The sequence below is a fragment of the Pantoea sp. S62 genome (genome assembly GCF_016658625.1).
Lineage (GTDB): Bacteria > Pseudomonadota > Gammaproteobacteria > Enterobacterales > Enterobacteriaceae > Pantoea > Pantoea vagans.
Genome location: NZ_JACVVI010000016.1, coordinates 59,033 through 84,742 on the forward strand (window position 1 = coordinate 59,033; position 25,710 = coordinate 84,742).

25 protein-coding genes are annotated in these 25,710 nt (G+C 54.7%); 20 read left to right on the forward strand and 5 right to left on the reverse strand.

What is annotated here, in order from left to right:
* The 14 genes from pdxB (at window position 1) to hisP (ending at window position 13,398) form a co-directional block, all read left to right on the forward strand.
* Window positions 1-1,134: a 4-phosphoerythronate dehydrogenase PdxB gene (gene pdxB / locus IBT54_RS19720; protein ID WP_201252793.1), complete on the forward strand. Its 1,134-nt coding sequence runs from the start codon at window positions 1-3 to the stop codon at window positions 1,132-1,134.
* A 174-nt stretch (window positions 1,135-1,308) separates the two neighbouring features.
* Window positions 1,309-2,316: an aspartate-semialdehyde dehydrogenase gene (locus tag IBT54_RS19725; protein WP_013358595.1), complete on the forward strand. Its 1,008-nt coding sequence runs from the start codon at window positions 1,309-1,311 to the stop codon at window positions 2,314-2,316.
* Between the two features lie 2 nt (window positions 2,317-2,318).
* Entirely contained in the window at window positions 2,319-3,122 is an 804-nt protein-coding gene (truA, locus tag IBT54_RS19730; RefSeq protein WP_013358594.1) for a tRNA pseudouridine(38-40) synthase TruA, read from the forward strand.
* Between the two features lie 29 nt (window positions 3,123-3,151).
* Window positions 3,152-3,814 (forward strand): DedA family protein, encoded by a 663-nt coding sequence (locus IBT54_RS19735; protein WP_033783739.1) that lies wholly within the window; start codon window positions 3,152-3,154, stop codon window positions 3,812-3,814.
* A 144-nt stretch (window positions 3,815-3,958) separates the two neighbouring features.
* Window positions 3,959-4,873 (forward strand): acetyl-CoA carboxylase, carboxyltransferase subunit beta, encoded by a 915-nt coding sequence (gene accD, locus IBT54_RS19740; protein WP_201252794.1) that lies wholly within the window; start codon window positions 3,959-3,961, stop codon window positions 4,871-4,873.
* A gap of 94 nt (window positions 4,874-4,967) precedes the next feature.
* The gene (gene folC / locus IBT54_RS19745) at window positions 4,968-6,236 is read left to right on the forward strand and encodes a bifunctional tetrahydrofolate synthase/dihydrofolate synthase (protein ID WP_201252795.1); all 1,269 of its coding nucleotides are present in this window, start codon (window positions 4,968-4,970) and stop codon (window positions 6,234-6,236) included.
* Window positions 6,226-7,008, forward strand: coding sequence for a cell division protein DedD (gene dedD / locus IBT54_RS19750; protein ID WP_147789461.1), 783 nt, complete (start codon window positions 6,226-6,228; stop codon window positions 7,006-7,008). Before folC ends, dedD begins: the two co-directional genes overlap by 11 nt.
* Before the next feature lie 264 nt (window positions 7,009-7,272).
* The gene (gene cvpA / locus IBT54_RS19755; protein WP_003854265.1) at window positions 7,273-7,758 is read left to right on the forward strand and encodes a colicin V production protein; all 486 of its coding nucleotides are present in this window, start codon (window positions 7,273-7,275) and stop codon (window positions 7,756-7,758) included.
* Between the two features lie 37 nt (window positions 7,759-7,795).
* Complete coding sequence (gene purF / locus IBT54_RS19760; RefSeq protein WP_013358590.1) at window positions 7,796-9,313, forward strand: amidophosphoribosyltransferase; 1,518 nt, start codon at window positions 7,796-7,798, stop codon at window positions 9,311-9,313.
* Between the two features lie 113 nt (window positions 9,314-9,426).
* A complete protein-coding gene (locus tag IBT54_RS19765) occupies window positions 9,427-9,996 on the forward strand; it encodes a UbiX family flavin prenyltransferase (RefSeq protein WP_013358589.1) in 570 nt (189 codons plus the stop codon).
* 259 nt (window positions 9,997-10,255) lie between these two features.
* On the forward strand, window positions 10,256-11,038 hold the full coding sequence (gene argT, locus IBT54_RS19770) for a lysine/arginine/ornithine ABC transporter substrate-binding protein ArgT (RefSeq protein WP_095706851.1): 783 nt from the start codon (window positions 10,256-10,258) through the stop codon (window positions 11,036-11,038).
* A 179-nt stretch (window positions 11,039-11,217) separates the two neighbouring features.
* Window positions 11,218-11,907: a histidine ABC transporter permease HisQ gene (locus tag IBT54_RS19775; RefSeq protein ID WP_033733384.1), complete on the forward strand. Its 690-nt coding sequence runs from the start codon at window positions 11,218-11,220 to the stop codon at window positions 11,905-11,907.
* Window positions 11,900-12,616: an ABC transporter permease gene (locus IBT54_RS19780; protein ID WP_013358586.1), complete on the forward strand. Its 717-nt coding sequence runs from the start codon at window positions 11,900-11,902 to the stop codon at window positions 12,614-12,616. Before IBT54_RS19775 ends, IBT54_RS19780 begins: the two co-directional genes overlap by 8 nt.
* An 8-nt stretch (window positions 12,617-12,624) precedes the next feature.
* Window positions 12,625-13,398, forward strand: a complete 774-nt coding sequence (gene hisP, locus IBT54_RS19785; protein ID WP_013358585.1) for a histidine ABC transporter ATP-binding protein HisP — start codon at window positions 12,625-12,627, stop codon at window positions 13,396-13,398.
* Window positions 13,399-13,433: 35 nt separating this feature from the next.
* Here the strand turns inward: hisP and IBT54_RS19790 are convergent, their stop codons facing one another.
* Entirely contained in the window at window positions 13,434-14,333 is a 900-nt protein-coding gene (locus tag IBT54_RS19790) for a TIGR01777 family oxidoreductase (protein ID WP_195857821.1), read from the reverse strand.
* 182 nt (window positions 14,334-14,515) lie between these two features.
* Here IBT54_RS19790 and yfcF point away from each other — a divergent pair, with 182 nt between their 5' ends.
* Window positions 14,516-15,157 carry a glutathione transferase gene (gene yfcF / locus IBT54_RS19795; protein WP_013358583.1) on the forward strand — a complete coding sequence of 214 codons (642 nt, stop codon included), beginning with the start codon at window positions 14,516-14,518 and terminating at the stop codon, window positions 15,155-15,157.
* A gap of 108 nt (window positions 15,158-15,265) precedes the next feature.
* Entirely contained in the window at window positions 15,266-15,790 is a 525-nt protein-coding gene (gene yfcD / locus IBT54_RS19800; protein WP_003854255.1) for an NUDIX hydrolase YfcD, read from the forward strand.
* Between the two features lie 109 nt (window positions 15,791-15,899).
* On the opposite strand, the gene pta is transcribed toward yfcD, so the two are convergent.
* Window positions 15,900-18,029, reverse strand: a complete 2,130-nt coding sequence (pta, locus tag IBT54_RS19805) for a phosphate acetyltransferase (protein ID WP_033733375.1) — start codon at window positions 18,027-18,029, stop codon at window positions 15,900-15,902.
* A gap of 86 nt (window positions 18,030-18,115) precedes the next feature.
* Window positions 18,116-19,318 (reverse strand): acetate kinase, encoded by a 1,203-nt coding sequence (ackA, locus tag IBT54_RS19810; protein ID WP_147789457.1) that lies wholly within the window; start codon window positions 19,316-19,318, stop codon window positions 18,116-18,118.
* 337 nt (window positions 19,319-19,655) lie between these two features.
* Here ackA and yfbV point away from each other — a divergent pair, with 337 nt between their 5' ends.
* The 3 genes from yfbV (at window position 19,656) to IBT54_RS19825 (ending at window position 21,421) form a co-directional block, all read left to right on the forward strand.
* Window positions 19,656-20,108, forward strand: a complete 453-nt coding sequence (gene yfbV / locus IBT54_RS19815) for a terminus macrodomain insulation protein YfbV (protein WP_013358580.1) — start codon at window positions 19,656-19,658, stop codon at window positions 20,106-20,108.
* A gap of 145 nt (window positions 20,109-20,253) precedes the next feature.
* Complete coding sequence (locus IBT54_RS19820) at window positions 20,254-20,748, forward strand: YfbU family protein (protein WP_033783734.1); 495 nt, start codon at window positions 20,254-20,256, stop codon at window positions 20,746-20,748.
* 13 nt (window positions 20,749-20,761) lie between these two features.
* Entirely contained in the window at window positions 20,762-21,421 is a 660-nt protein-coding gene (locus tag IBT54_RS19825; RefSeq protein WP_095707703.1) for a sugar phosphatase, read from the forward strand.
* 29 nt (window positions 21,422-21,450) lie between these two features.
* On the opposite strand, the gene yfbR is transcribed toward IBT54_RS19825, so the two are convergent.
* Entirely contained in the window at window positions 21,451-22,050 is a 600-nt protein-coding gene (gene yfbR / locus IBT54_RS19830; RefSeq protein ID WP_201252796.1) for a 5'-deoxynucleotidase, read from the reverse strand.
* Between the two features lie 69 nt (window positions 22,051-22,119).
* The gene (locus IBT54_RS19835; protein WP_033733369.1) at window positions 22,120-23,337 is read right to left on the reverse strand and encodes a pyridoxal phosphate-dependent aminotransferase; all 1,218 of its coding nucleotides are present in this window, start codon (window positions 23,335-23,337) and stop codon (window positions 22,120-22,122) included.
* 963 nt (window positions 23,338-24,300) lie between these two features.
* On the opposite strand from IBT54_RS19835, the gene lrhA reads away from it, so the two are divergent.
* The gene (gene lrhA / locus IBT54_RS19840; protein WP_013358575.1) at window positions 24,301-25,224 is read left to right on the forward strand and encodes a transcriptional regulator LrhA; all 924 of its coding nucleotides are present in this window, start codon (window positions 24,301-24,303) and stop codon (window positions 25,222-25,224) included.
* The last annotated feature ends 486 nt before the right edge of the window (window positions 25,225-25,710 follow it).

Sequence of the window (25,710 nt, forward strand, 5' to 3'; positions counted from 1 at the left end):
GTGAAAATTCTGGTCGATGAAAATATGCCTTATGCCCGTGAGTTATTCAGCCGCACCGGCGACGTGGTCGCGGTGCCAGGGCGTCCGCTGCCGGTGGCTGAACTGGCCGATGCCGATGGCCTGATGGTGCGCTCTGTCACTCAGGTGAATGAATCGCTGCTGGCTGGAAAGCCGGTGAAATTTGTCGGCACCGCGACGGCGGGCACCGATCATATCGACGAGAACTGGCTGCAGCAGGCGGGCATTGCGTTCTCTGCCGCTCCCGGCTGTAACGCCATCGCGGTGGTGGAATATGTTTTCTCTGCGCTGCTGCTGCTGGCGGAGCGCGATGGTTTTGAGCTGCGTGACCGCACAGTCGGCATTGTCGGCGTCGGTAACGTTGGCGGGCGGCTGCAGAAGCGGCTGGAAGCCTGGGGCATCAAAACCCTGCTGTGCGATCCGCCACGCGCCGATCGCGGTGATGAAGGCGATTTCCTGTCACTGGAGGCGGTGACAGAGCAGGCAGATATTCTGACCTTCCACACGCCGCTGTTTAAAGACGGCCCCTACAAAAGCTGGCATCTGGCAGATGCCGCGCTGCTGATGGCGCTGAAGCCCAATACCATCCTGATCAACGCCTGTCGCGGCCCGGTCGTGGACAACGGCGCGCTGCTGGAGGTGCTGAAAATGCGCCACGACCTCAGCGTGGTGCTGGACGTCTGGGAGCCGGAGCCGGATCTCTCGCTGGCGCTGCTGGATAAGGTCGACATCGCCACGCCGCACATTGCGGGCTACACGCTGGAAGGCAAAGCACGCGGCACCACCCAGGTCTTTGAAGCCTGGTGTAACTTTATCGGTCAGCCGCAGGAGGTGCCGCTCAGCACCTTACTGCCGGAGCCGGAATTCAGTGAAATTACCCTGAATGGCCCGCTGGATCAGCCAACACTGAAACGCCTGGCGCATCTGGTGTATGATGTGCGCCGCGATGATGCCCCGCTACGTAAAGTGGCGGCGAAACCCGGCGAGTTTGATCGCCTGCGCAAGCAGTATCTGGAGCGCCGCGAATGGTCTTCGCTGCAGGTCAACTGTGATGACGCCTCAACGGCTGAGATGCTGAACCAGCTGGGCTTTAACGCAATCTACTCTCCGAAGTAACGGGCGCTGCAGGCATGGCACCGTTTTCTGCACTGAATCAGTCGGTGACCAGAAAACGCGCCTAATCCATGCCTGCCAGTGTGGCGGCAGGTTTCGGGGGGGGATAAATCTGAATCCCTGGGCGGTGAATATCACCGCCTTCTGTTTTTATGTCATTGTCTGGAGTAAACCAACATGTCTGACGGCTGGAATATTGCGCTACTTGGCGCGACAGGCGCAGTAGGGAACGCTGTACTGGAACTGCTGGCGGAACGCCAGTTCCCGGTTGGTGAATTGTATTTGCTGGCCAGCGAAAACAGCGCGGGCGAAATCAAGCGTTACGAGGGCCGCTCGGTGCGGGTCGATAATGCAGAGACCTTCGACTGGTCACAGGCGCAGCTGGCCTTTTTCGTGGCAGGCCGTGACGCCTCGGCACGTTTTGCCGATGAAGCGGCCAATGCGGGTTGTCTGGTGATCGACAGCAGTGAGCTGTTTGCGCTGGAACCTGATGTGCCGCTGGTGGTGCCGGATGTGAACCCGCAGGTGCTGGCCGATTATCGTAATCGCAACATCATCAGCGTGGCGGACAACCTGGTGAGCCAGCTGCTGACCGCAATTAAACCGCTGGTAGATGCTGCCGGGCTGAGCCGTTTACAGGTGACGAATCTGATCTCGGTTTCCAGCTACGGCAAAGTGGCGGTCGATGCGCTGGCGGGGGAAAGTGCCCGCCTGCTGAATGGTATTCCGGCTGATGAACATCACTTTGGTCGTCAGCTCGCGTTTAACCTGATGCCACAACAGGCCGACGCAGAAGGCAGCGTGGAAAGTGAACGCCGACTGATTGATCAGGTGCGCAAAGTCCTGCAGGACGAAGGCTTACCGATTGCGGTCAGCAGCGTTCAGGCCCCGGTGTTCTACGGTAATGCGCAGATTGTGCATATCGAAAATCTGCGCCCGCTCTCTGCGGAAGAAGCACGTGCCGAGCTGGCGCTGGCGTCAGATATTCGTCTGAGCGAAGAAGATGACGTGCCGACGCCGGTGACGGATGCTTCTGGCAACGGCGAACTGAGCATCGGCGCAGTGCGCAACGACTACGGTATTCCGGAGCTGCTGCAGTTCTGGTCAGTGGCGGACAACATTCGTTTTGGCGGCGCGCTGATGGCGGTGAAAACCGCTGAGAAACTGGTTCAGGAGTATCTGTAAGCATGTCCGATGGTCAGACGCAAAAACTGGCGCTCGGCATTGAGTATGACGGCAGTCGTTACTACGGCTGGCAGCGCCAGAATGAAGTCCGCAGCGTGCAGGAGAAGGTAGAGCGCGCGCTGTCGAAAGTCGCCGATCATCCGGTCAGCATTTTTTGCGCTGGCCGCACCGATGCGGGCGTGCACGGCACAGGGCAGGTGGTCCATTTCGAAACCACCTCGCAGCGGCCTGATGGTGCCTGGACACTGGGCGTCAACGCCAATCTGCCGGCAGATATTGCCGTGCGCTGGGTGAAAGCGGTGCCGGATGAGTTCCATGCCCGCTTCAGCGCCACGGCCCGACGCTATCGCTACCTGATCTACAATCAGCGTCTGCGTCCGGCGGTGCTGGCGCAGGGCGTGACGCACTTCTACCATCCACTGGATGCAGAGAAGATGCAGCGCGCCGGGCAATGTCTGTTAGGCGAGAATGATTTCACCTCATTCCGCGCGGTGCAGTGCCAGTCACGCACACCCTGGCGCAACGTGATTCACCTCAACGTGACGCGTCAGGGTCCCTACGTGATTGTGGATATTAAAGCCAACGCGTTTGTGCATCACATGGTGCGCAATATCGTGGGCAGCCTGATGGAGATAGGCTGCGGCAATAAGCCGGAGTCATGGATGGCAACGCTGCTGGCGGCGAAGGATCGGACATTAGCCGCAGCCACAGCCCGGGCAGAGGGGTTGTATCTGGTGGCGGTGGATTACCCATCTCACTTTGCGTTACCACAGCCGTTGATGGGACCGTTGTTCCTCGCGGATTAATTCACTTTCAGGACTTAAAAGGGCGCGCTATGGAGTTTCTCCATTTTCTGGTCGATTTTATTCTGCACATCGATGTGCATCTGGCCGAGCTGGTTGCACAGTACGGTATCTGGATTTACGCTATTTTGTTCCTGATTCTGTTCTGCGAAACCGGGCTGGTTGTGACGCCATTCCTGCCAGGCGATTCGCTGCTGTTTGTGGCGGGTGCACTGGCTGCACTGCCGGGTAACGATCTCAATGTGCATGTGATGGTGGCACTGTTAGTAGTGGCCGCGGTACTGGGCGATGCAGTGAACTACACCATTGGCCGCCTGTTTGGCGAGCGGTTGTTCAGTAACCCGAACTCGAAGATTTTCCGTCGCAGCCATCTGGATAAAACCCATGCGTTTTATGCCCGTCACGGCGGAAAAACCATTATCCTGGCGCGCTTTGTGCCGATTGTCCGCACGTTTGCGCCGTTTGTTGCCGGTATGGGCCACATGTCCTATCGCCACTTCGCGCTGTTCAACGTGACCGGTGCGCTGTTATGGGTGCTGCTGTTCTCCTATGCCGGCTACCTGTTTGGCGATCTGCCGGTGGTGCAGGAAAACCTGAAGCTGCTGATTGTGGGCATTATCCTGGTCTCGATTCTGCCGGGTGTAATTGAAGTCTGGCGTCATCGCCGTCAGGCGAAGCAGCAGAAGCTGCCGTAAGGCTTCGCTCAGGGGTAAGACCAGATTTTTATCCACAGTCTGAACAGGTTGTGGTTTAATGAGCGACATTTACCGTCTGCTGAAGCGGTTTTCAGCAGTATCAAGACGACTGGACCAGGTCAGTTTTAAACAGAAAGGTCATCAATGAGCTGGATTGAACGCATTCTTAATAAAAGCACCACGACGCCAACGCGCAAAGCCAGCATCCCGGAAGGGGTCTGGACCAAGTGCGACAGCTGTGGCCAGGTTCTCTACCGCGCCGAGCTGGAGCGTAATCTTGAGGTTTGCCCGAAGTGTGACCACCACATGCGTATGCACGCGCGTGAGCGCCTCGGCAGTTTCCTCGATCAGGGAACGATGGTTGAGCTTGGCAGTGAACTTGAACCCAAAGATCTGCTGAAGTTTCGCGACTCCAAGAAGTACAAAGATCGTCTGGTCGCCGCACAGAAAGATACCGGCGAGAAAGATGCGCTGATCGTGATGAAAGGTCAGCTGCACAGTATGCCGCTGGTTGCGGCAGCTTTTGAATTTGCCTTTATGGGCGGTTCAATGGGCTCTGTCGTCGGTGCACGTTTTGTACGTGCAGTTGAGCAGGCGCTGGAAGATAACTGTCCGCTGATCTGCTTCTCCGCCAGCGGCGGTGCCCGTATGCAGGAAGCGCTGCAGTCGCTGATGCAGATGGCGAAAACCAGTGCGGCTCTGGCCAAAATGCGCGAGCGCGGTCTGCCCTACATTTCCGTGCTGACTGACCCGACCATGGGCGGTGTTTCGGCCAGTTTCGCCATGCTGGGTGACCTCAACATCGCGGAGCCTAAAGCGCTCATCGGCTTTGCCGGCCCACGCGTTATCGAGCAGACCGTGCGTGAAAAACTGCCGCCGGGCTTCCAGCGCAGTGAGTTCCTGATTGAGAAGGGCGCGATTGATATGATCATCCGCCGTCCGGAAATGCGCTACAAACTGGCAAGCCTGCTGGCTAAAATGATGAACCTGCCGGCACCGCTGCATGACGGTGAACCGTCCGCTCCCGCGACGACTGAATCGGAAAGCAACGAGGCCTGACAGGAGATAGAGAGGCGCGCCTGTCGCGCCTCTTACCAATGCACCGTATACCGCAGCACCAGTCTGCCAGGTATAAATAAGCAAAACGGGACATATGGACAATCTTCACCTTCCTCAAGCCACGTCGCCTTTGGCCACGTGGCTTTATTATCTTGAGCACCTGCATACTCAGGCCATCGACCTGGGTCTGGACCGTATTCGTCAGGTAGCGCTTCGTCTCGACCTGCTGAAACCCGCTCCGTTTGTCTTTACCGTGGCCGGTACCAATGGCAAAGGGACCACCTGTCGCACCCTGGAAACGCTGCTGATCGCTGCGGGCTACCGCGTTGGCGTCTACAGCTCGCCGCATCTGGTGCGTTATACCGAACGCGTCCGGGTCCAGGGCAAGGAGCTGAGTGAAGCGCAGCACTGCGCCAGCTTTGCGGAGATTGAAGCCGGACGGGCTGATATTTCGCTGACCTACTTCGAATTCGGCACGCTCTCCGCGCTGAATCTGTTCCGCCAGGCGCAACTGGATGTCGTGATCCTCGAAGTCGGCCTCGGCGGACGACTGGATGCCACCAACATTGTGGATGCCGATGTCGCCGTGGTCACCAGCATTGCGCTGGACCACACCGACTGGCTGGGCCCGGATCGCGAAAGCATTGGGCGTGAGAAAGCGGGTGTCTTCCGGGCAGGAAAACCTGCAGTCGTGGGTGAACCCGATATGCCACACAGCATCGCTGTGGTTGCGCAGGAAAAAGGCGCTCTATTGTTACAGCGCAATCGCGACTGGTCCTGGCATGCGCAGGCCGAAAGCTGGTCGCTGCGTGATGCGCAGGGCGAGCTGAACGATCTTCCGCTGCCTCAGGTGCCGCTGCCTAACGCGGCGACCGCGCTGGTGGCGCTGCGGGCCTCAGGGCTTGAGGTCAGTGAGACGCAGATTCGCGCCAGCCTGCCGCTGGCGATGCTGCCAGGGCGGTTTCAGACGATAAGTGAATCACCGCGCGTGATTCTGGATGTCGCTCATAACCCGCACGCGGCAGGCTATCTGGCGTCGCGTCTGGTGGCGCTGCCGAAACGCGGCAAAGTGCATGCCGTGGTGGGCATGTTGCATGATAAAGATATCGCCGGAACGCTCGCGGCATTGGCTCCAATGGTTGATGCCTGGTATTGTGCACCGCTTGACGGTCCGCGCGGTGCCAGTGCAGAGCAGCTGCTGGATGCGCTGCCGCAGGGCGAGGCCTTTGGTTCTGTTGAACTCGCCTGGCAGCAGGCGCGCGAGCGGGCTGCGCCGCAGGACACTGTGCTGGTCTGTGGTTCATTCCACACGGTGGCACAGGTCATGGAATCGATTGAAACGGAGAAAGGACGTGGCAAGTAAGTTTCAGAACCGTTTAGTCGGCACCGTTATTCTGGTCGCCGTTGGCGTGATTGTGCTGCCAGGGCTGCTGGATGGTCAGAAAAAGCATTACAAAGAGGAGTTCGCCGCCATTCCGCTGGTGCCGAAACCTGACGATCAGCAGGACAGCGAAATGGTGCCGCCGGTAACCCAGTCGCTGCCCGCTCAGCCGCCGGAAGGCGCAGGCAGTGCCGTCAATAGCAGCAATGGCAATGGTAAAACCAACGCCACGGCGGAGCAGGGACGGACGCAGCCGGATGAAGAGAGCGATCCTGTAGTGGTCTCGCCGCCGCCGGTTCATCAGTCTGTGCCTGCGCAGACGGTGACGAAGCCGAAAGCGGCAGAGCAGCAGAAACCGAAGGCCACCGAGCAGCCTAAGCAGAAGCCGGTTGAACAGCAGAAGCCAAAAGTCGTGGAGCAGCCTAAACCGAAGCCGGTTGAGCAACCTAAAGCGGTTGAGCAGCCGAAGCAGGAAGAAGCGCCAAAAGCGGCAGAGACCACGGCTCCGGCGGGGCAGGCTTATGTGGTGCAGTTAGGTGCGCTGAAGAACGCCAGCAAAGTAAATGAGATTGTCGCGCAGTTGCGGCTGTCGGGCTATCGCGCCTTTACCGTGCCGTCAACGCCGGTTCAGGGGCAGATTACCCGTATCTACGTTGGCCCTGATGCTTCGAAAGCTAAAATGCAAGGCGCGGTGGGTGAACTGAAAAGCATCTCAGGACTGGGCGGTGTCGTTAAGCCGTACAGCGCCCGTTAGCGCGATGATTGGCGCTGCCGATAGCAGTAACAGGCAGCGTCTTTTGCCGGGCAGGCAGTACGCTTAACGCGCACTGCCGCATAAAATAGTGACGATTTTCAACGGCCTGTCCGGCTGAGAATCACCCGGGCGATTGCGGTTTTTTTCATCGCCTTTTTTATGGATGCAGAAAAAGAAAACCGCTACGCAAACGTTTTCTTTTTCTGTTAGAATGCGCCCCGAACTGGATGCAGGGGTGCAATTGCACTGGCGCTGGAAGAGTTCATGATCTGGATTGATTACGTCATTATTGCGGTAGTTGGTTTTTCGGCTCTGGTCAGCCTGGTTCGTGGGTTTGTCCGGGAAGCCTTATCTCTCGTTACCTGGGGATGCGCGTTTTTTGTCGCCAGTCATTACTACGCCTACCTTGCAGTCTGGTTTACAGGTTTTGACGACGAACTGGTTCGTAACGGTATTGCCATCGGTGTGCTGTTTGTGGCGACCCTGATTGTGGGCGCCATTGTGAACTACGTTATCGGCACGCTGGTGGAAAAAACCGGCCTGTCGGGAACCGACCGGGTGTTGGGCGTCTGTTTCGGGGCGTTGCGTGGTGTGCTGATCGTAGCCGCTTTGCTGTTCTTCCTTGATACATTCACTGGCTTTTCCAAAAGTCCGGACTGGCAACAGTCTCAACTCATTCCCGAGTTCAGTTATATCATCAGGTGGTTCTTTGATTACCTGAAAAGCACGTCGAGTTTTTTACCCCGGTGATGTGACCGGGTGTGCGGCTAAATGAGGAAATGACAACATGTGCGGTATTGTCGGTATCACCGGTTTCATGCCGGTCAACCAGTCGATCTATGACGCGTTAACGGTGCTCCAGCACCGCGGGCAGGATGCCGCAGGCATTTGTACTATCGATGCGCTGAAATGTTTTCGCCTGCGAAAGGCAAACGGCCTGGTCAGCGACGTTTTCGAAGCACGCCACATGCAGCGACTGCAGGGCAATATGGGGATCGGTCACGCGCGTTATCCCACCGCGGGCAGCTCCAGTGCCTCTGAAGCGCAGCCATTCTATGTAAACTCCCCGTATGGCATCACCCTGGCGCACAACGGTAACCTGACCAACGCCCATGTGCTGCGTAAGCACCTGTTTGAAAAGGGTCGCCGTCACGTTAATACCACTTCAGATTCTGAAATCCTGCTGAATATCTTTGCGCAGGAGTTAGATCGTTTTCAAAACGATCCGCTGGAAGCTGACAACATTTTTGCTGCGGTGGCTGCGGTACATCAGCAGGTTCGCGGTGCCTACGCCGTCGTAGCGATGATTATCGGCCACGGCATGGTGGCCTTCCGCGACCCTAACGGCATCCGTCCGCTGGTGCTGGGCAAGCGCGTTATCGCCGATGGCCGCACCGAATATATGGTCGCCTCTGAGAGTGTCGCGCTGGATACGCTGGGCTTTGAATTCATCCGTGACGTTGCACCGGGTGAAGCAGTTTATGTCACTGAAGCCGGCCAGCTTTCGACCCGCCAGTGTGCTGAAAACCCGAAAAGCAATCCGTGCCTGTTCGAGTATGTCTACTTTGCGCGTCCGGACTCCTTCCTGGACAAAATCTCCGTCTACAGTGCCCGCGTCCGGATGGGCACCAAGCTGGGCGAGAAAATTGCCCGCGAATGGGAAGATCTGGATATTGATGTCGTGATTCCGATTCCGGAAACCTCCACCGATATCGCGCTGGAAATCGCCCGTATTCTCGACAAGCCTTATCGTCAGGGCTTCGTGAAAAACCGCTACGTTGGCCGTACCTTTATCATGCCGGGACAGCAGTTACGTCGCAGCGCGGTACGCCGTAAGCTCAACGCGAACCGCGCTGAATTCCGTGATAAAAACGTGCTGCTGGTGGATGACTCTATCGTGCGCGGTACGACTTCAGAGCAGATTATTGAGATGGCACGTGAAGCGGGTGCAAAACGCGTTTACCTGGCCTCAGCGGCACCGGAAATTCGTTTTCCGAACGTCTACGGCATCGATATGCCGAGCGCCACGGAACTGATTGCGCACGGCCGCGAAGTGGAAGAGATTCGCCAGCTGATTAAAGCCGATGCACTGATTTTCCAGGATCTCGACGATCTGATCGAAGCGGTGCGTGAAGAGAATCCGGACATTGCACAATTTGAGTGCTCGGTGTTCAACGGCATTTACGTGACGAAGGATGTCGACCAGCAGTATCTGGAGTATCTGGAGTCGCTGCGTAATGATGATGCCAAAGCGCTTCAGCGCCAGAATGAAGTCGAAAATCTTGAGCTGCACAACGAAGGCTGATACCCATCCATAGTCGGGCAGCATAGAACAGGGCGGGAGCAATCCCGCCCTGTTTGTTTTCAGAAACCCGCTGGCCGCGTATGATGGCGCATTGGCTGACATAAGGTTGGAATATGAAACGACTCATCATTGGCATCTCTGGCGCAAGCGGGGTGATCTATGGCGTGCGCATGCTGCAGGTGTTGCAGCAGGTGGAAGAGGTAGAAACGCATCTGGTCATGAGCCAGGCGGCACGTCAGACGCTGGGGCTGGAGAGCGATTATTCGCTGCGTGATGTGCAGGCGCTGGCCGATGTGGTGCATGACGTGCGCGATATTGCAGCAAATATCTCGTCGGGATCGTTCAAAACGCTGGGCATGGCGATTTTACCCTGCTCGATGAAAACGCTTTCAGGTATTGTGCACAGCTACAGTGACTCATTGCTGACCCGTGCGGCTGATGTGGTATTAAAAGAGCAGCGTAAGCTGGTGTTGTGCGTACGCGAAACCCCGCTGCACGTCGGCCACCTGCGGATGATGACCACCGCGGCTGAACTGGGTGCCATTATCATGCCGCCCGTGCCGGCGTTTTATCATCGGCCTGAAACCATCGATCAGCTCATCGACCAGACCGTGAATCGGGTAATCGATCAGTTCGATATCGAATTACCGGAAGATCTCTTTATGCGCTGGCAGGGTGCATAAAGTTCCGCTGGCGCACTTATTTAGTGCATAAGCGCGCCTCGGATCACTCTTCGTGCATTTGACGCACCAAAAGTTAACAACGTCGCTTTTTCTCTTTTACTTCACTGCTATATTCCCCTCACAAACACAGCGTTTTCGCCTGTCTGTCATCACGTTAACGGCGTGGATAACTTGCAGAACTGGCATGAAACATGCAAATTACTTTGCGCAAACACATCACGAACCACATAACAAAAAGCACTTCACTTGAGGGTAATCTATGAAAAAGCGTGTTCTGGCTCTTTCCCTGATGCTGGGCTTAACCAGTGCTGCCAGCGTCTTCGCGGCAGTTCCGGGTTCAATCCGTATCGGCACAGATCCAACTTACCCACCGTTTGAGTCGAAAGACGCGCAAGGCAAGTTAGTGGGCTTCGATATCGACCTCGCTAACGAAATCTGTAAACGCATTCATACCCAATGTACCTACGTTGAAAGCGACTTTGATGCGCTGATCCCTTCCCTGAAAGCGAAGAAAATTGATGCCATCATCTCCTCACTTTCCATCACAGCAAAACGTCAGGAAGAGATCGCCTTCTCGGAAAAACTTTACGCCGCTAACGCGCGTTTAGTCGCACCAAAGGGATCGAAAATTCAGCCGACTATTGAGTCACTGAAAGGCAAAAACATCGGCCTGCTGCAGGGCACCACGCAGGAAACCTATGCCAATCAGAACTGGCGGCCAAAAGGGGTTAACGTCACCCCTTATGCTAACCAGGATCTGGTGTATCAGGATCTGAACGCCGGTCGTATTGATGCAGCCTTCCAGGATGAAGTGCAGGCCAGCGAAGGTTTCCTGAAACAGCCAGTCGGTAAAAACTACGCTTTCGCGGGTCCTTCGGTGAAGGATGACAAAATCTTTGGCGTCGGAACCGGGATGGGACTGCGTAAAGATGACAGCGAACTGAAAGCCGCCATCGACAAAGCCTTTGCTGACATGCGTAAAGATGGCACCTACGACAAGATTGCGAAGAAATACTTCGATTTCAATGTGTACGGCGACTAACCATCCTGTCGCTTTACCCTCTGTGTCCGTTTTACCGGGACTGAGCCGGTTCTGCCTGGTGCAGAAACCGGAGCCGACCCGCTACTGGCGGATGGCATCTGCAACGGAGAGGTAAAGCTAAACTGCCCGTCTCGCTGGCGGGCAGCGTTTCGTTTTCACCCCACGACAGGACCCTCTCAATGCTGTATGGCTATTCTGATGTAATTCTTCGGGGCACGCTGGTGACGCTGGAGCTGGCGCTCACTTCCGTCGTGCTGGCAGTGCTGCTGGGCCTGATTGGTGCAGGCGCGAAACTGTCGCGCAGCCGGCCACTGGCGATGATTTTTGAAGGCTACACCACGCTGATTCGTGGCGTGCCAGACCTCGTACTGATGCTGCTGATCTTCTACGGTCTGCAGATTGTCCTCAACCAGGTGACCGACGCACTGGGCATGGCGCAGTTTGATATCGACCCGATGGTCGCCGGTATCATCACGCTCGGCTTTATTTATGGTGCCTATTTCACCGAAACATTCCGCGGCGCCTTTATGGCGGTGCCAAAAGGGCAGATTGAAGCGGCCACTGCGTTTGGCTTTACCGGCGCGCAGGTGTTCCGCCGCATTCTGTTTCCGGCCATGATGCGCTATGCGCTGCCGGGCATCGGAAATAACTGGCAGGTGATCCTGAAAGCCACCGCGCTGGTTTCGCTGCTGGGACTGGAAGATGTGGTGAAGGCGACGCAGCTGGCGGGGAAAAGTACCTGGCAGCCGTTCTACTTCGCCATCGTCGCCGGTGTGATCTATCTGGTGTTTACCACGCTGTCGAACGGCGTGCTGTGGTGGCTGAACCGTCGCTATACGGTCGGAGTGAAGAGGGCGAGTTATGATTGAGATTATTCAGGAATACTGGAAATCGCTGCTCTGGACGGACGGTTACCGTTTTACCGGTGTGGCGATCACCCTTTGGCTGTTAATTCTCTCAGTCACCATTGGCGGCTGTCTGGCCATTCTGCTGGCGATAGCCCGGGTTTCGCCAAACCGGTTTATCAGCTTTCCGGTCTGGCTCTTTACCTACGTATTTCGCGGCACGCCGCTCTATGTGCAGCTGCTGGTCTTCTACTCCGGCATGTATACGCTGGAAATTGTCAAAGGCACAGAATTGCTGAACGCCTTTTTCCGCAGCGGCCTGAACTGTACGCTGCTCGCCTTTACCCTGAATACCTGCGCTTACACCACGGAAATCTTTGCGGGTGCGATTCGCTCGGTACCCCACGGTGAGATTGAGGCAGCGCGGGCTTACGGCTTCTCCACCTTCAAACTCTATCGCTGCATTATCCTGCCTTCCGCGCTGCGTACGGCTCTGCCGGTCTACAGCAACGAGGTGATTCTGATGCTGCACTCCACGGCATTAGCCTTCACCGCCACGGTGCCGGATCTGCTGAAAGTGGCACGAGATATTAACTCAGCAACTTATCAGCCGTTTACCGCCTTTGGTCTGGCAGCAGTGTTGTACCTGATTATCTCTTACGTGTTGATCAGCCTGTTCCGCCTGGCGGAACGTCGCTGGCTGGCCCACGTGAAACCCTCTTCATCGCATTGAGTAGAACTATGGCTGACAATAAATTAAGCGTCACCGAATTGCATAAACGTTACGGTGAACATGAAGTGCTGAAAGGGGTCTCGTTAACTGCGAAAGCGGGCGATGTGATCAGTATCATTGGATCGTCCGGTTCAGGGAAAAGTACCTTTTTACGCTGCATCAACTTCCTCGAAAAACCGAGTGAAGGCACCATCGTGGTCAATAACCAACACATCACGCTGGTCCGTGACAAAGATGGTCAGCTGAAAGTCGCTGACAAAGAGCAGTTGCGCGCATTGCGCACCAGCCTGACGATGGTGTTCCAGCATTTCAATCTCTGGAGCCACATGACGGTGCTGGAAAACGTCATGGAAGCGCCGATTCAGGTGCTGGGGCTGAGCAAAGCGGAGGCACGTGAGCGGGCCATCCGCTACCTCGATAAAGTGGGCATTGATGCGCGGGCGCAGGCGAAGTATCCGGTGCACCTCTCCGGGGGTCAGCAGCAGCGTGTGTCGATTGCGCGCGCACTGGCGATGGAGCCGGAGGTGTTGCTGTTTGATGAGCCGACCTCGGCGCTGGATCCGGAACTGGTCGGTGAAGTGCTGCGCATCATGCAAAAGCTGGCGGAAGAAGGCAAAACGATGGTGGTGGTAACGCATGAGATGGAGTTTGCCCGTCACGTCTCAAATCACGTGATTTTCCTGCATCAGGGTAAAATCGAAGAGCAGGGGCCACCTTCGGAGGTGTTCGGCAGCCCGAAAAGCCCGCGTTTACAGCAGTTCCTCAAGGGATCGCTGAAATAATCCAGCGCCCGCGTCTGACAGGCGCGGGCGTCAGGTTAATGCTTCACCACATCCTGCAACGCCTGTTGCAGATCGTACCAGCGGAAGCTGAAACCCGAGGCTTCCAGCCGCTTTGGCAGCACATGCTGTCCTCCCAGCACCAGCACCGACGATTCGCCCATCATCAGTTTAATGGCGCTGGCTGGCGTGCGCATAAAGGCCGGGCGGTGCATAACCTGGCCCAGCGTGGCGGCAAACTGCTCATTGCGCACGGCGTAAGGCGCGACCATATTGAACGGACCACGCAGATCATCATGATCCAGCAGCCAGATAATGGCGTTAAGCATGTCATCAAGGTGGATCCACGGCATATATTGCTTGCCGCTGCCGATAGGCCCGCCGATGCCGAGCTTAAAGGGCAACTTCATTTTGCTGAGTGCGCCACCTTCGGGGGCCAGCACCACGCCGGTCCGCAGCAGGCAGACGCGGGTGCGCTCACTTTCTGCTGCAAGCGCCAGCTGCTCCCAGCGGGCGCAGAGCTGATGCGTAAACTCATCCTGCCCCTGATCCTCTTCAGTCAGCACCAGATCGCCGGTATTGCCATAAAAGCCGGTTGCCGAACCTGAGATCAATACTGAGGGCGGCGTAGCGCTGGCGTTGATCAGTGAGGCGATCTGCTCAGTGATCTGCCAGCGGCTTTCGCACAGCTGCTGTTTATGCGGCTCCGTCCAGCGCTTGTCGGCGATAGGTTCTCCCGCCAGATTAATCACCGCATCGATGTTATCCAGATTCGACTGTTGCGCCAAACCTGACCAGAGTGCGACGTTCTCGCCCAGTTTTTCACGCGCGCTGACCACATCACGTGTCACCACGCTAATCTGATGCCCCAGCTGCTGCAGGCGCGGGATCAGGTGACGGCCAATCAGTCCCGTGCCACCGGTAATTAGAATGTGCATGTTGCGGCTCCCTTGATGTTTTTGTTATTTGCACTTTTCAGCATAGAAGAGTCGAGCCATTCCAGAGTGAGTCGCGTCGCGCTTTCTGCTTCCGGTGGCAGAGATCGGAGCAGCTCAGCGTTGCCTTCGCAAAAAAAAATCGGTAAACATGATGCAACCCTGACAGCCAATTGAGGTAACCGATGAATTATCCGTCCATCACCCTGTGGTCAGATTCATCATTTTTCAGTCCTTACGCTATGTCTGCCTATGTTGCTCTTACCGAAAAAGGGATCCCTTTCCAGCTGAAACGTGTCGATTTGTCGCAGAATCAGCAATACGCCGCAGCATACCGCGAGCTGTCGCTGACCTGCCGCGTGCCGACTCTCCAGATTGATGACTTCCTGTTAAGCGAATCCTCGGCGATTACCGAATATCTCGAAGAGCGTTTTCCGGCACCCGAATTTGAGCGCCTCTATCCGCGCGACCGGGAAAAGCGCGCCCGTGCCCGTGAGATTCAGGCCTGGCTGCGCAGTGACTTCCTGTGGATCCGTCAGGAGCGTCCCACAGAAGTGCTGTTTGCCGGTGAACGTTTTGCGCCACTGACTGCGTCAGCGCAGCAGGCGGTGGATAAACTGGTTACCGCTGTCGATCGTCTGCTGCCTGAGGGGCAACAGAACCTGTTTGGTGAGTGGTCCATTGCGGATACCGATCTGGCTGTAATGCTTAACCGGCTGGTGTTACATGGCGATCCTTTGCCCGTCCGTCTGCGGCATTATGCTGAGTTTCAGTGGCAGCGAGCCTCGGTACAACTATGGTTAGCAGAAAGTGGTAAAAATCGGTAACAGCCAGGGCTTGCTCAGGCTGTCGGAAGTGATTACCTTACGCCACATAAAAATAACGACGTGGCAAACTGCGTACATAACTGTACGCCAAACAGGAAAGGGTTACTGATGGTGGATCAAACTGCGGGTGACGGCATCGAGTGGGTCGATATCGTAAACGAAGAGAATGAAGTCGTTGCTCAGGCGACACGTGCGCAGATGCGTGCTCAGTGCCTGCGTCACCGCGCTACCTATATTGTGGTTCATGACGGTATGGGTAAGATTCTGGTACAGCGTCGCACCGAGATAAAAGATTTTATGCCGGGCAAACTGGACGCAACCGCGGGCGGCGTGGTGCAGAGCGGTGAAGATATGCTGGAGTCTGCGCGACGTGAAGCAGAAGAGGAGTTAGGGATTGCCGCGGTGCCGTTTGCTGAACATGGCAAATTCTACTTCGAAGATCAGCACTGTCGTGTCTGGGGCGGTCTGTTCAGTTGTGTATCACACGGGCCATTCGCCATGCAGGAATCGGAAGTCGATGAGATTATCTGGATGACGCCCGATGAGATTACCGCACGTTGTGATGAGTTCACCGACGATTCGCTGAAAGCGCTCTCCCTGTGGATGAGCCGCAACGGCGATAACCGGGCCTGAAAACAGGCATTTTACTTCAGGTTATTCATCCGCATCAGACAGAGCCGCTTTGTTACCGGCGAAAAAAAGGCATGCTCTGGGGCATGCCTTTTTCGTTATGACCAGCCGCTTAGCCTTCAGCCTGCTGGGACTGAATCGCCGTCAGGGCGATGGTATAAACGATGTCATCCACCAGCGCACCGCGAGACAGGTCGTTGACCGGCTTACGCATACCCTGCAGCATCGGTCCGATGGAGATCAGATCGGCTGAACGCTGTACCGCTTTGTAGGTGGTGTTACCGGTGTTGAGATCCGGGAAGATAAACACAGTAGCGCGGCCGGCAACCTGAGAATTCGGCGCTTTGGATTTCGCCACATCTTCCATGATCGCGGCGTCATACTGCAGCGGACCATCGATCACCAGATCTGGCCGTTTCTCCTGCGCAATGCGCGTTGCTTCACGCACTTTCTCAACGTCGCTGCCCGCACCTGACGTGCCGGTAGAGTAGGAGATCATCGCAACGCGCGGATCGATACCAAAGGCGCTGGCAGAATCGGCTGACTGGATAGCGATCTCAGCCAGCTGCTCCGCGGTCGGATCCGGGTTAATTGCGCAGTCACCGTAAACCAGCACCTGCTCCGGCAGCAGCATAAAGAACACCGAGGAAACCAGTGAGCTGTTAGGCGCGGTTTTGATCAGCTGCAGCGGCGGACGAATGGTATTGGCCGTGGTGTGAACTGCACCTGACACCAGGCCATCCACTTCGCCGCTCTCCAGCATCATAGTGCCGAGTACCACGTTATCTTCCAGTTGCTCCTGAGCAACCACCTCGGTCATGCCTTTGCTCTTACGCAGCTCAACCAGACGCGGCACGTAGTTTTCACGAACCTGTTCCGGGTCAACAATCTCAACGCCTTTGCCCAGTTCAACACCCTGAGCCGCAGCGACACGCTGAATCTCCTCCGGGTTGCCTAACAGTACGCAGGTCGCGATACCGCGCTCGGCACAGATAGCGGCCGCTTTAACCGTACGCGGCTCATCGCCCTCTGGCAGTACCACGCGTTTGCCCGCTTTACGTGCCAGCTCGGTAAGCTGATAGCGGAAGGCAGGTGGTGACAGGCGACGGCTGCGCTCAGATGTGGCGGTCAGTGACTCAATCCACTCTGCATTAATGTAGCTGGCGACATATTCCTGCACTTTCTCGATGCGCTGCGTGTCATCAGCAGGCACTTCAAGATTAAAGCTCTGCAGGCTCAGTGAGGTCTGCCAGGTATTGGTTTTCACCATAAACACCGGCAGGCCGGTCTGGAAGGCACGATCGCAGAGACGGGCAATGCGATCGTCAATCTCGTAGTTACCGGTCAGCAGGATTGCGCCAATCTCGATGCCGTTCATCGCAGCCAGACAGGCGGCGACCAGCACATCCGGACGGTCAGCCGAAGTCACCAGCAGTGAGCCAGGACGGAAATGCTCCAGCATGTGCGGGATACTGCGGGCGCAGAAGGTAACGGATTTAACCCGGCGGGTCTGAATCTCACCTTCGTTAATGATGCGTGCATCCAGGTGGCGGCACATATCGATCGCGCGGGTGGCAATCAGATCAAAGCTCCACGGCACGCAGCCCAGCACGGGCAGCGGGCTGTCTGAGAAGAGCTGCTTAGGATCAATGTTGGCGATGCTGGCTTTTGAGGAATCATCAAAGATTTCTGACAGGTCAGGGCGGGTACGTCCCTGATCGTCGACCGGCGCGTTGAGTTTGTTGATGATCACGCCAGTGATGTTTTTGTTCTTCTGACCGCCGAAGCTGCTTTGCGTCAGCTCAATGCGCTCTTTCAGCTGCGCCGGAGAGTCATTGCCCAGCGCCATCACGAAGACGATTTCCGCGTTCAGGGTTTTGGCGATTTCATAGTTCAGCGCGTTGGCAAACTGATGCTTACGGGTTGGCACCAGACCTTCAACCAGCACCACTTCCGCATCCTGGGTGTTGGCATGGTAACGGGAGATGATCTCTTCCATCAGTACATCCTGCTGGTTGGAACCCAGCAGTGACTCAACACGTGACATCTGCAGCGGTTCTGCGGCAGGAATCGAGGAGTTCTTACGGATGATGGTAGTGGTTTGATCCGGGGTATCGCCGCCAGCACGTGGCTGAGCAATCGGCTTAAAGACGCTAAGGCGAACACCTTTGCGTTCCATGGCGCGGATAACGCCAAGGCTGACGCTGGTCAGGCCGACGCTGGTGCCGGTCGGAATGAGCATAATTGTACGTGACACGTTTGAACCTCTCAGTAATGGCAGGGTGTCAGAAACAACTCCGTCAGCCTGAGCTGACGGAGAGAAGTGTTTTACGCAGTCAGACGCGCGGCGTCCTGGGCGATGACCAGCTCTTCGTTGGTCGGAATCACCAGCGCCGGGCGGGTGCCTTCTTTATTGATGTAGCCTGATTTGCCGAAACGGGCTGCCAGGTTGCGCTCGTGGTCGACGTCGAAGCCCAGCAGTGCCAGTTTTTTCAGTGAAAGTTCACGGACCATCGCGGCGTTTTCACCGATGCCGCCAGTGAACACGACGGCGTCAAGACGGCCATCCATCAGCGCGGTGTAGCTGCCGATATATTTCGCCAGGCGATGACAGAAGACATCCATTGCGCGCTTCGCATCTTCTTTGGTGGTGTAGTTGTCTTCTACGTAGCGGCAGTCGCTGGTAACTTCGGTCAGCCCTAACAGGCCAGACTCTTTGGTCAGCAGTTTATTGATGGCGTCAACGCTCATACCCAGCGTATCGTGCAGGAAGAAGATGATGGCCGGATCGATGTCGCCACTGCGGGTTCCCATCACCAGACCTTCCAGCGGAGTCAGACCCATAGAGGTGTCTACGCACTCGCCGTTACGAATAGCAGAAACTGAACCACCATTACCCAGGTGACAGGTGATAATGTTCAGTGACTCAAGCGGCTTGTTAAGCATTTTAGCGGCTTCGTGAGTCACATAGAAATGGCTGGTGCCATGCGCGCCATAGCGACGAACGCCATGCTCTTTATATAATTTGTACGGCAGCGCATAGAGGTAAGACTCTTCCGGCATTGTCTGATGGAAAGCCGTGTCGAATACCGCGACATTCTTATCTGACAGGTGCGGGAAGTTTTTCATCGCTTCATCAATACCGATCAGATGAGCCGGGTTGTGCAGCGGTGCAAAAGAAGAGGCGTCCTTGATGCCCTGTACCACGTCTTTAGTAATGATGACTGACTGACTCAGCTTCTCGCCGCCATGAACGATACGATGGCCGATTGCAGCAATTTGTGCCGAAAGCTCAGGTTTTTGTGCCAGAATGGTTTTAACAATGAAGTTCAGCGCTTCGCTATGCGCTGCGCCAGCACCCAGAGGCGCTTCCTGTTTTTCGCCTTCCAGCTTCCATTTGATACGAGCCTCAGGAAGGTGGAAACATTCCGCAAGGCCTGACAGGAATTCTTCACCGCTGGCAGGGTTGAGAATGGCAAACTTCAGGGAAGAGCTGCCACAGTTCAGAACCAGAACTAACTTACTCGACATGGAAGTACCTATTTTTTGAGAATGGCTAAATAAAACGCAATCAGACTAACAGCGTAGCCCATGAAAGCTGGTAGATTAATGACAAACATCATGCGGTAGACAGAAATCTGTATTTCCGCAAAAAATTTCAGCAATCTTACGCGAAAATTTGAAGATTGCCTTGTCGAAATATGGCTCAGGCCTCTTCCCAACGGCGCATCCCGCGTGCGGAAAGGTGTTAAAACGGCGTCAGAATAGCTGGAGTCATCTTTAAAGACAAAAATAATTGAAGGATGTTACGTAAAGTTGTGTGGTTATAACTATTTTTTAATCTTTGCAGTATTAGTTGAGGTGAGCCATGGCGAATGAATCTGGCAGTACCAGTTGGTTTCGGATGTTTCAGCGCGGCCAGCACTATATGAAAACCTGGCCTGCTGATAAGCGCCTGGCCCCGGTGTTCCCGGAAAACCGCGTTTCATCAGCAACGCGTTTCGCCATTCGCTTTATGCCACCACTGGCCATTTTTACCCTGACCTGGCAGATCGCGATGGGCGGTCAGTTGGGGCCTGCCGTGGCGACGGCGCTGTTTGCCTGCAGCCTGCCGATGCAGGGATTGTGGTGGCTGGGCAAGCGTTCAGTCACGCCGCTGCCGCCGACGCTGCTTAACTGGTTTCATGAAGTGCGTGCCCGGCTGGAAGAAGCGGGGCAGGCGATAGCGCCGGTTGAAGGCAAGCCGACCTATCAGGCGTTGGCCGATCTGCTTAAGCGGGCGTTTAAACAACTCGACCGCACCTTCCTGGACGATCTCTGACTCCTCCCGGGCTGGCGGTAAAATAATTACCGCTAACCTGCGGCCAAATCAAAGAAAGGCGATACGGTGATTTCCGTGTCGTTAACGCTGTGCAATCATTTCTCCATTGTCGATTAAGTGAGCGGTCTCTGACCGGGAGTGAATGATGGAAATGACCCATGCGCAGCGTCTGATTCTTACCAACCAGTACAAAATCATGGCCATGCTTGAGCCGGAAAATGCAGAACGTTTTCGCCGTTACCAGACCATTATCGAACGCGGTTATGCGCTGCAGATGCGCGAGCTGGATAAAGAGTTTGGCGAACTGAGTGAAGCGATCTGCCGGACCGTGATCGATATAATGGAAATGCATCATGCGCTCCACGTCTCCTGGTCGAACCTGAAGGATAAAGGTCAGCTGGAAGAGCGCCGTCTCGCCTTTCTGGGCTTTGATGCAGCAACGGAAGCACGCCTGCTGGGTTACGTCCGTTTTATGGTCAATACAGAAGGGCGTTATACCCACTTTGATTCCGGTACCCACGGTTTTAACGCGCAGACCCCGATGTGGGAAAAGTATCAACGCATGTTAGCTTTGTGGCAGACTTGTCCGCGCCAGTACCATTTAAGTGCAAACGAAATTGCGCAAGTGATTAATGCCTGATGAGGAGGAGCGCGTGACCTACAGAGGTTTTCTATTTGATTTAGACGGCACGCTGGTGGACTCACTGCCAGCGGTTGAACGAGCCTGGAGCCAGTGGGGTGCCCGTCATGGTATCGACGCTGATGAGATCCTGGATTTCATCCATGGCAAACAGGCGATTACCTCTCTGCGTCATTTCATGGCAGGCCAGTCGGAAGAGGCTATTCAGGCGGAGTTTGTCGCGCTGGAGCAGGCTGAAGCGGCAGACACCGACGGTGTGCAGGCGCTGCCAGGCGCCCATGCGCTGCTGAACCGGCTGAACGAGCTGCAGATTCCCTGGGCGATCGTCACTTCAGGCTCGGTGCCGGTTGCTCATGCCCGGCACAAAGCCGCAGGATTACCGAAGCCCGCCGTCTTCATTACCGCTGAGCAGGTCGCTAAAGGCAAACCTGAGCCCGATCCTTACCTGCTTGGTGCAGAGAAGCTGGGATTAGCGGCGACGTCATGCGTGGTAGCAGAAGATGCACCCGCCGGTATTCTGTCCGGCCTGAACGCCGGCTGTGCGGTGATTGCTATTAATCCCCCAGCGGAAACGCCACGACTGGATGAGGTGGCGCTTAAGCTCGACTCACTGGCGTCTCTGATTATCACCCGCGAGTCTGATGGCAGCTTTACCTTCAGCCAGCAGGCTTAAAGATCCGCCCGGCGGCCATGCCGTCGGGTTTACAGTGGCGTATCCTGCGAAATTTCATCCAGCGACAGGCTGAAGCTTGGAATAAACACCTCAACGAAGTAATCCATCTCTGGCGAACGCCGCTGTGCCAGGGTCTTTTCCAGCCGCGCTTTGGCCAGCAGAAATTCGTTATTGCCGGCACACAGCTCCTCAAGACATTTTACATAGGCACAGAGCGCATCTGCCTGTTTCACCACGGCCTGCTCCTCTTCGCTATGCAGATGCTCGTCGATCAGCGGGCGATAGATCGCCTGAAACTCTTCCGGCAGCATCTCAATCAGTTTCTGCTGGGCAATCTTCTCGATTTTCTTATATTCGTGGGCAATCTGTGCGTTGTAATACTTAACCGGAGTGGGTAAATCGCCGGTGAGCACTTCGCTGGCGTCATGATAAAGCGCCAGCATGGCGATGCGGTCGGCGTTAAGCGAACCACTGAATTTAAGGTTTTTGATGACGGCCAGCGCGTGCGCCACCATGGCGACCTGCAGACTGTGTTCAGAAACATTCTCGGTACGCACATTGCGCATCAGTGGCCAGCGGTTGATCAGCTTAAGACGGGAGAGGTGAGCAAAGAAGTGGCTTTGTGTCATGAGCGTTCCTGTTAGCAGGCAGGGGAGAGACAGGCTCTCCCCAAATAGCGTCAGTATACGCGGGCGTGATTACTGGCGATAGCCTTGCAGGAAGCGACCAAATTTATTAATCGCCATCTCCAGATCATCCACACGAGGCAGCGTAACAATGCGCAGGTGATCGGGCCATGGCCAGTTGAACGCGCTACCCTGTACCAGCAGCACCTTCTCCTGAAGCAGAAAATCCAGCACCATTTTTTGATCGTCAAAAATATTGAATTTTTTGGCGTCAATTTTCGGGAACATGTAGAGCGCGCCCTGCGGCTTCACACAGCTGACGCCGGGAATATCGTTGATCAATTCCCAGGCACGCTGGCGCTGCTCATAAAGACGACCACCAGGCATGATAAATTCGCTGATGCTTTGGTAGCCGCCCAGCGCCGTCTGAATGGCATGCTGGGCCGGTACGTTGGCACACAGGCGCATAGACGCGAGCATCTCCAGCCCTTCAATATAGCCTTTCGCATGTTTCTTTGGCCCGTTCAGTACCATCCAGCCCTGACGGAAACCGGCTACACGATAGGTTTTAGAAAGGCCATTGAAGGTCACGGTCAGCAGATCAGGGGCCAGGGCTGCGATGCAGTGGTGCTGTGCCTCGTCGTAAAGGATCTTATCGTAGATCTCATCGGCAAAAATAATCAGGTTATGCTGACGCGCAATCTCAACCACCTCTAACAGCAGCTCTTTGCTGTAGACCGCGCCGGTCGGGTTATTCGGGTTGATAATCACGATACCGCGGGTACGCGGGGTGATCTTGCTGCGGATATCATCCAGGTCAGGGAACCAGCCTGCTGACTCATCACACAGATAGTGCACCGCTTTTCCGCTGGAAAGGGAAACCGCAGCCGTCCACAACGGATAGTCAGGCGCTGGCACCAGCATTTCGTCGCCGCTGTTCAGTAACGCCTGCATCGCCTGCACGATGAGCTCTGAAACGCCGTTGCCAATGTAGATATCTTCTACCGTGACATCACGCATGTCGCGCGCCTGATAGTGCTGCATGATCGCTTTTCGGGCGGAATAGAGACCCTTGGAGTCGCAATAGCCCTGAGCACTGGGAAGATTACGAATCACATCGACCAGAATCTCATCCGGTGCTTCGAAACCAAACGGCGCCGGATTGCCGATGTTCAGCTTAAGAACTTTATTGCCTTCTTCTTCGAGGCGCTTCGCCTCTTTCAGGACCGGGCCACGGATGTCATAACAGACGTTATCGAGTTTTCCGGATTTATCTATTTGAAAAGTCATTGTTACCGCCTTAACGGGCAGAATCCTTTTTGGCTGCCACTGAAATCGAACCAGCACAATGTACTCTCCTGTCGGTCACAAATGAAGGGTGCCGCCCCGTTTTGGCGGGTTCAACAACTATTTAGACGGTGAGTAGCGTAAAAAATATTTACTAAGGCGCGAGGTGGTTGATAAAACTAGAAATGATGCATATAGAAATATTTTAAACTATCTAAAGCGGGGCAGAGACAACATATGGCTTGGGTATTGTGAAATGAAATATGAACGTTATGGAAAGGACGCTTTTCTTTGCACCTGAAATATACACTCAGGTAAATAGTTAAAGGATATTTTATAAACGTTCACTTTGTGGACAATTTTATGACGCGTGCAACGACTACGCCTTAACACTGCTTAAGAGTGGCCTGTTTAAGGCCTTGTGATCGCCGGAAAAGTACCAAATGAAGAGGTGTTTCTGGCACGCTTTTATCAGGATTGTGAGCAGTACTTAACACTTCTTCACTAAATTTCGGAACACTGAAGGCTTAAAAAGTGATCAATAATGTGGCGTAAGGGTCCGGAAATGCCTTTAGCACAAAATTTACAGCGCTTTTCACAAAATCATTTCCATTTTGAAGTCAAAAATGATTAAGTATAATTTATTATTTAATGCACATAGCCGCTTCGTCTTGCTGGCCTGAAAAGTGCGATTTTTATCCCGCCCGATAATTTCTGGTGGGAATAAGACAACTACGCAGCTTCCTGCATTTGCGCACCCCAGCGCCATCGGTTCAGAAGTTGTATCTGTCTTGAGAGCACCGTGACCCTTTCAATTGAGTCAGCAGTGCCGGTTCCAGATGAATTTTTTTTGTGTCAGTCTTCACACAGGACTGTCATTAAGCACCATTACTGCTTATCACTTTGATAAGCTTGTAATAACACCAGGGTAGTAGTTCGTAAAAATCTTATAAGTGAAGAAAAAACATGACTAATGCAAATCGTCCGATACTCAATCTCGACCTCGATCTGCTGAGAACTTTCGTTGCCGTTGCGGATTTGAATACCTTTGCAGCGGCCGCTGCAGCGGTCTGCAGAACCCAGTCAGCAGTCAGTCAGCAGATGCAGCGTCTGGAACAATTGGTAGGTAAAGAGCTGTTTGCCAGACATGGACGTAATAAGCTGTTAACAGAGCACGGGATCCAGCTTTTAGGCTATGCCAGAAAAATCCTTCGTTTCAACGACGAAGCCTGCACTTCGCTGATGTACAGTAATATTCAGGGCGTGCTGACCATTGGTGCCTCTGATGACACCTCTGACACTATTCTGCCTTTCCTGTTAAACCGTGTAACCTCGGTTTATCCGAAACTGGCAATCGATGTTCGGGTTAAACGTAATCCGTTTATGATGGAAATGCTCAATCAGGGTGAAGTGGACCTGGTTGTGACGACCTCAAGCCCGGGTAACTTTACCTATCAGGTACTGCGTACTTCACCTACCTTGTGGTACTGCGCAGCGGATTATATCTTCCAGCGCGGCGAAGCTATTCCATTGGTGCTGCTGGATGAGCCAAGTCCTTACCGCGATATGGCGATTGATCATCTCAATGAAGCTGGCATACCGTGGCGTATCTCATACGTCGCTTCCACACTGGCTGCAGTACGCGCCGCGGTGAAAGCGGGACTGGGCGTGACAGCGCGTCCGGTAGAGATGATGAGCCCGGAACTGCGTGTTATGGGTGCGGCGGAAGGGCTGCCGGTATTGCCGGATACGCAATATCTGCTGTGCCGCAATCCTGACAGCGATAATGAGCTGGCACTGGCTATCTTTAACGCCATGCAGTCCACCAACGACCCGTATAACCTGAGCAATAATCCAGACGGTACGCTGTTGCTGGATGACGAAGAGTAATTTCGCTAACGTGTTGTACTCAACACAGGCATAGTTGCCTTAACAAACGCTTATAAATAGGCCTCTCATTCCCTGAACAGAACGAGAGGCTTTTTTGTGTCTGCGCCTCGCCCGACTCTCCTCACCAGCTCTTCTCCCTGACGTTACCCTCCTGAATAATTTCATCCTGCAATGAACTGAAACGTAAAGACCGAAAAAACGAATCATTTGTTCTGGATCGCTGTTTCAAGTGGAGAAAATTAGCGCACAAAGGAAAGAAGTGTGTTCTGGATCAAGAAAATACCCCTGAGAAGGGGAAGGAAAACAGGATGATACCTGTCAAAATATGTTTGTTAAATGCACGATCCATGCATGTGAATACCCGCTACACTAAAATTAACCCTACAGACTGAAGCGATTTAGCTGGAAAGCGGGGCATCATTTGTTAATAATATGATGCAGGTGTGAAATAATGTTTGGATACTTTTGTCAAAGTTGACAAAAGGT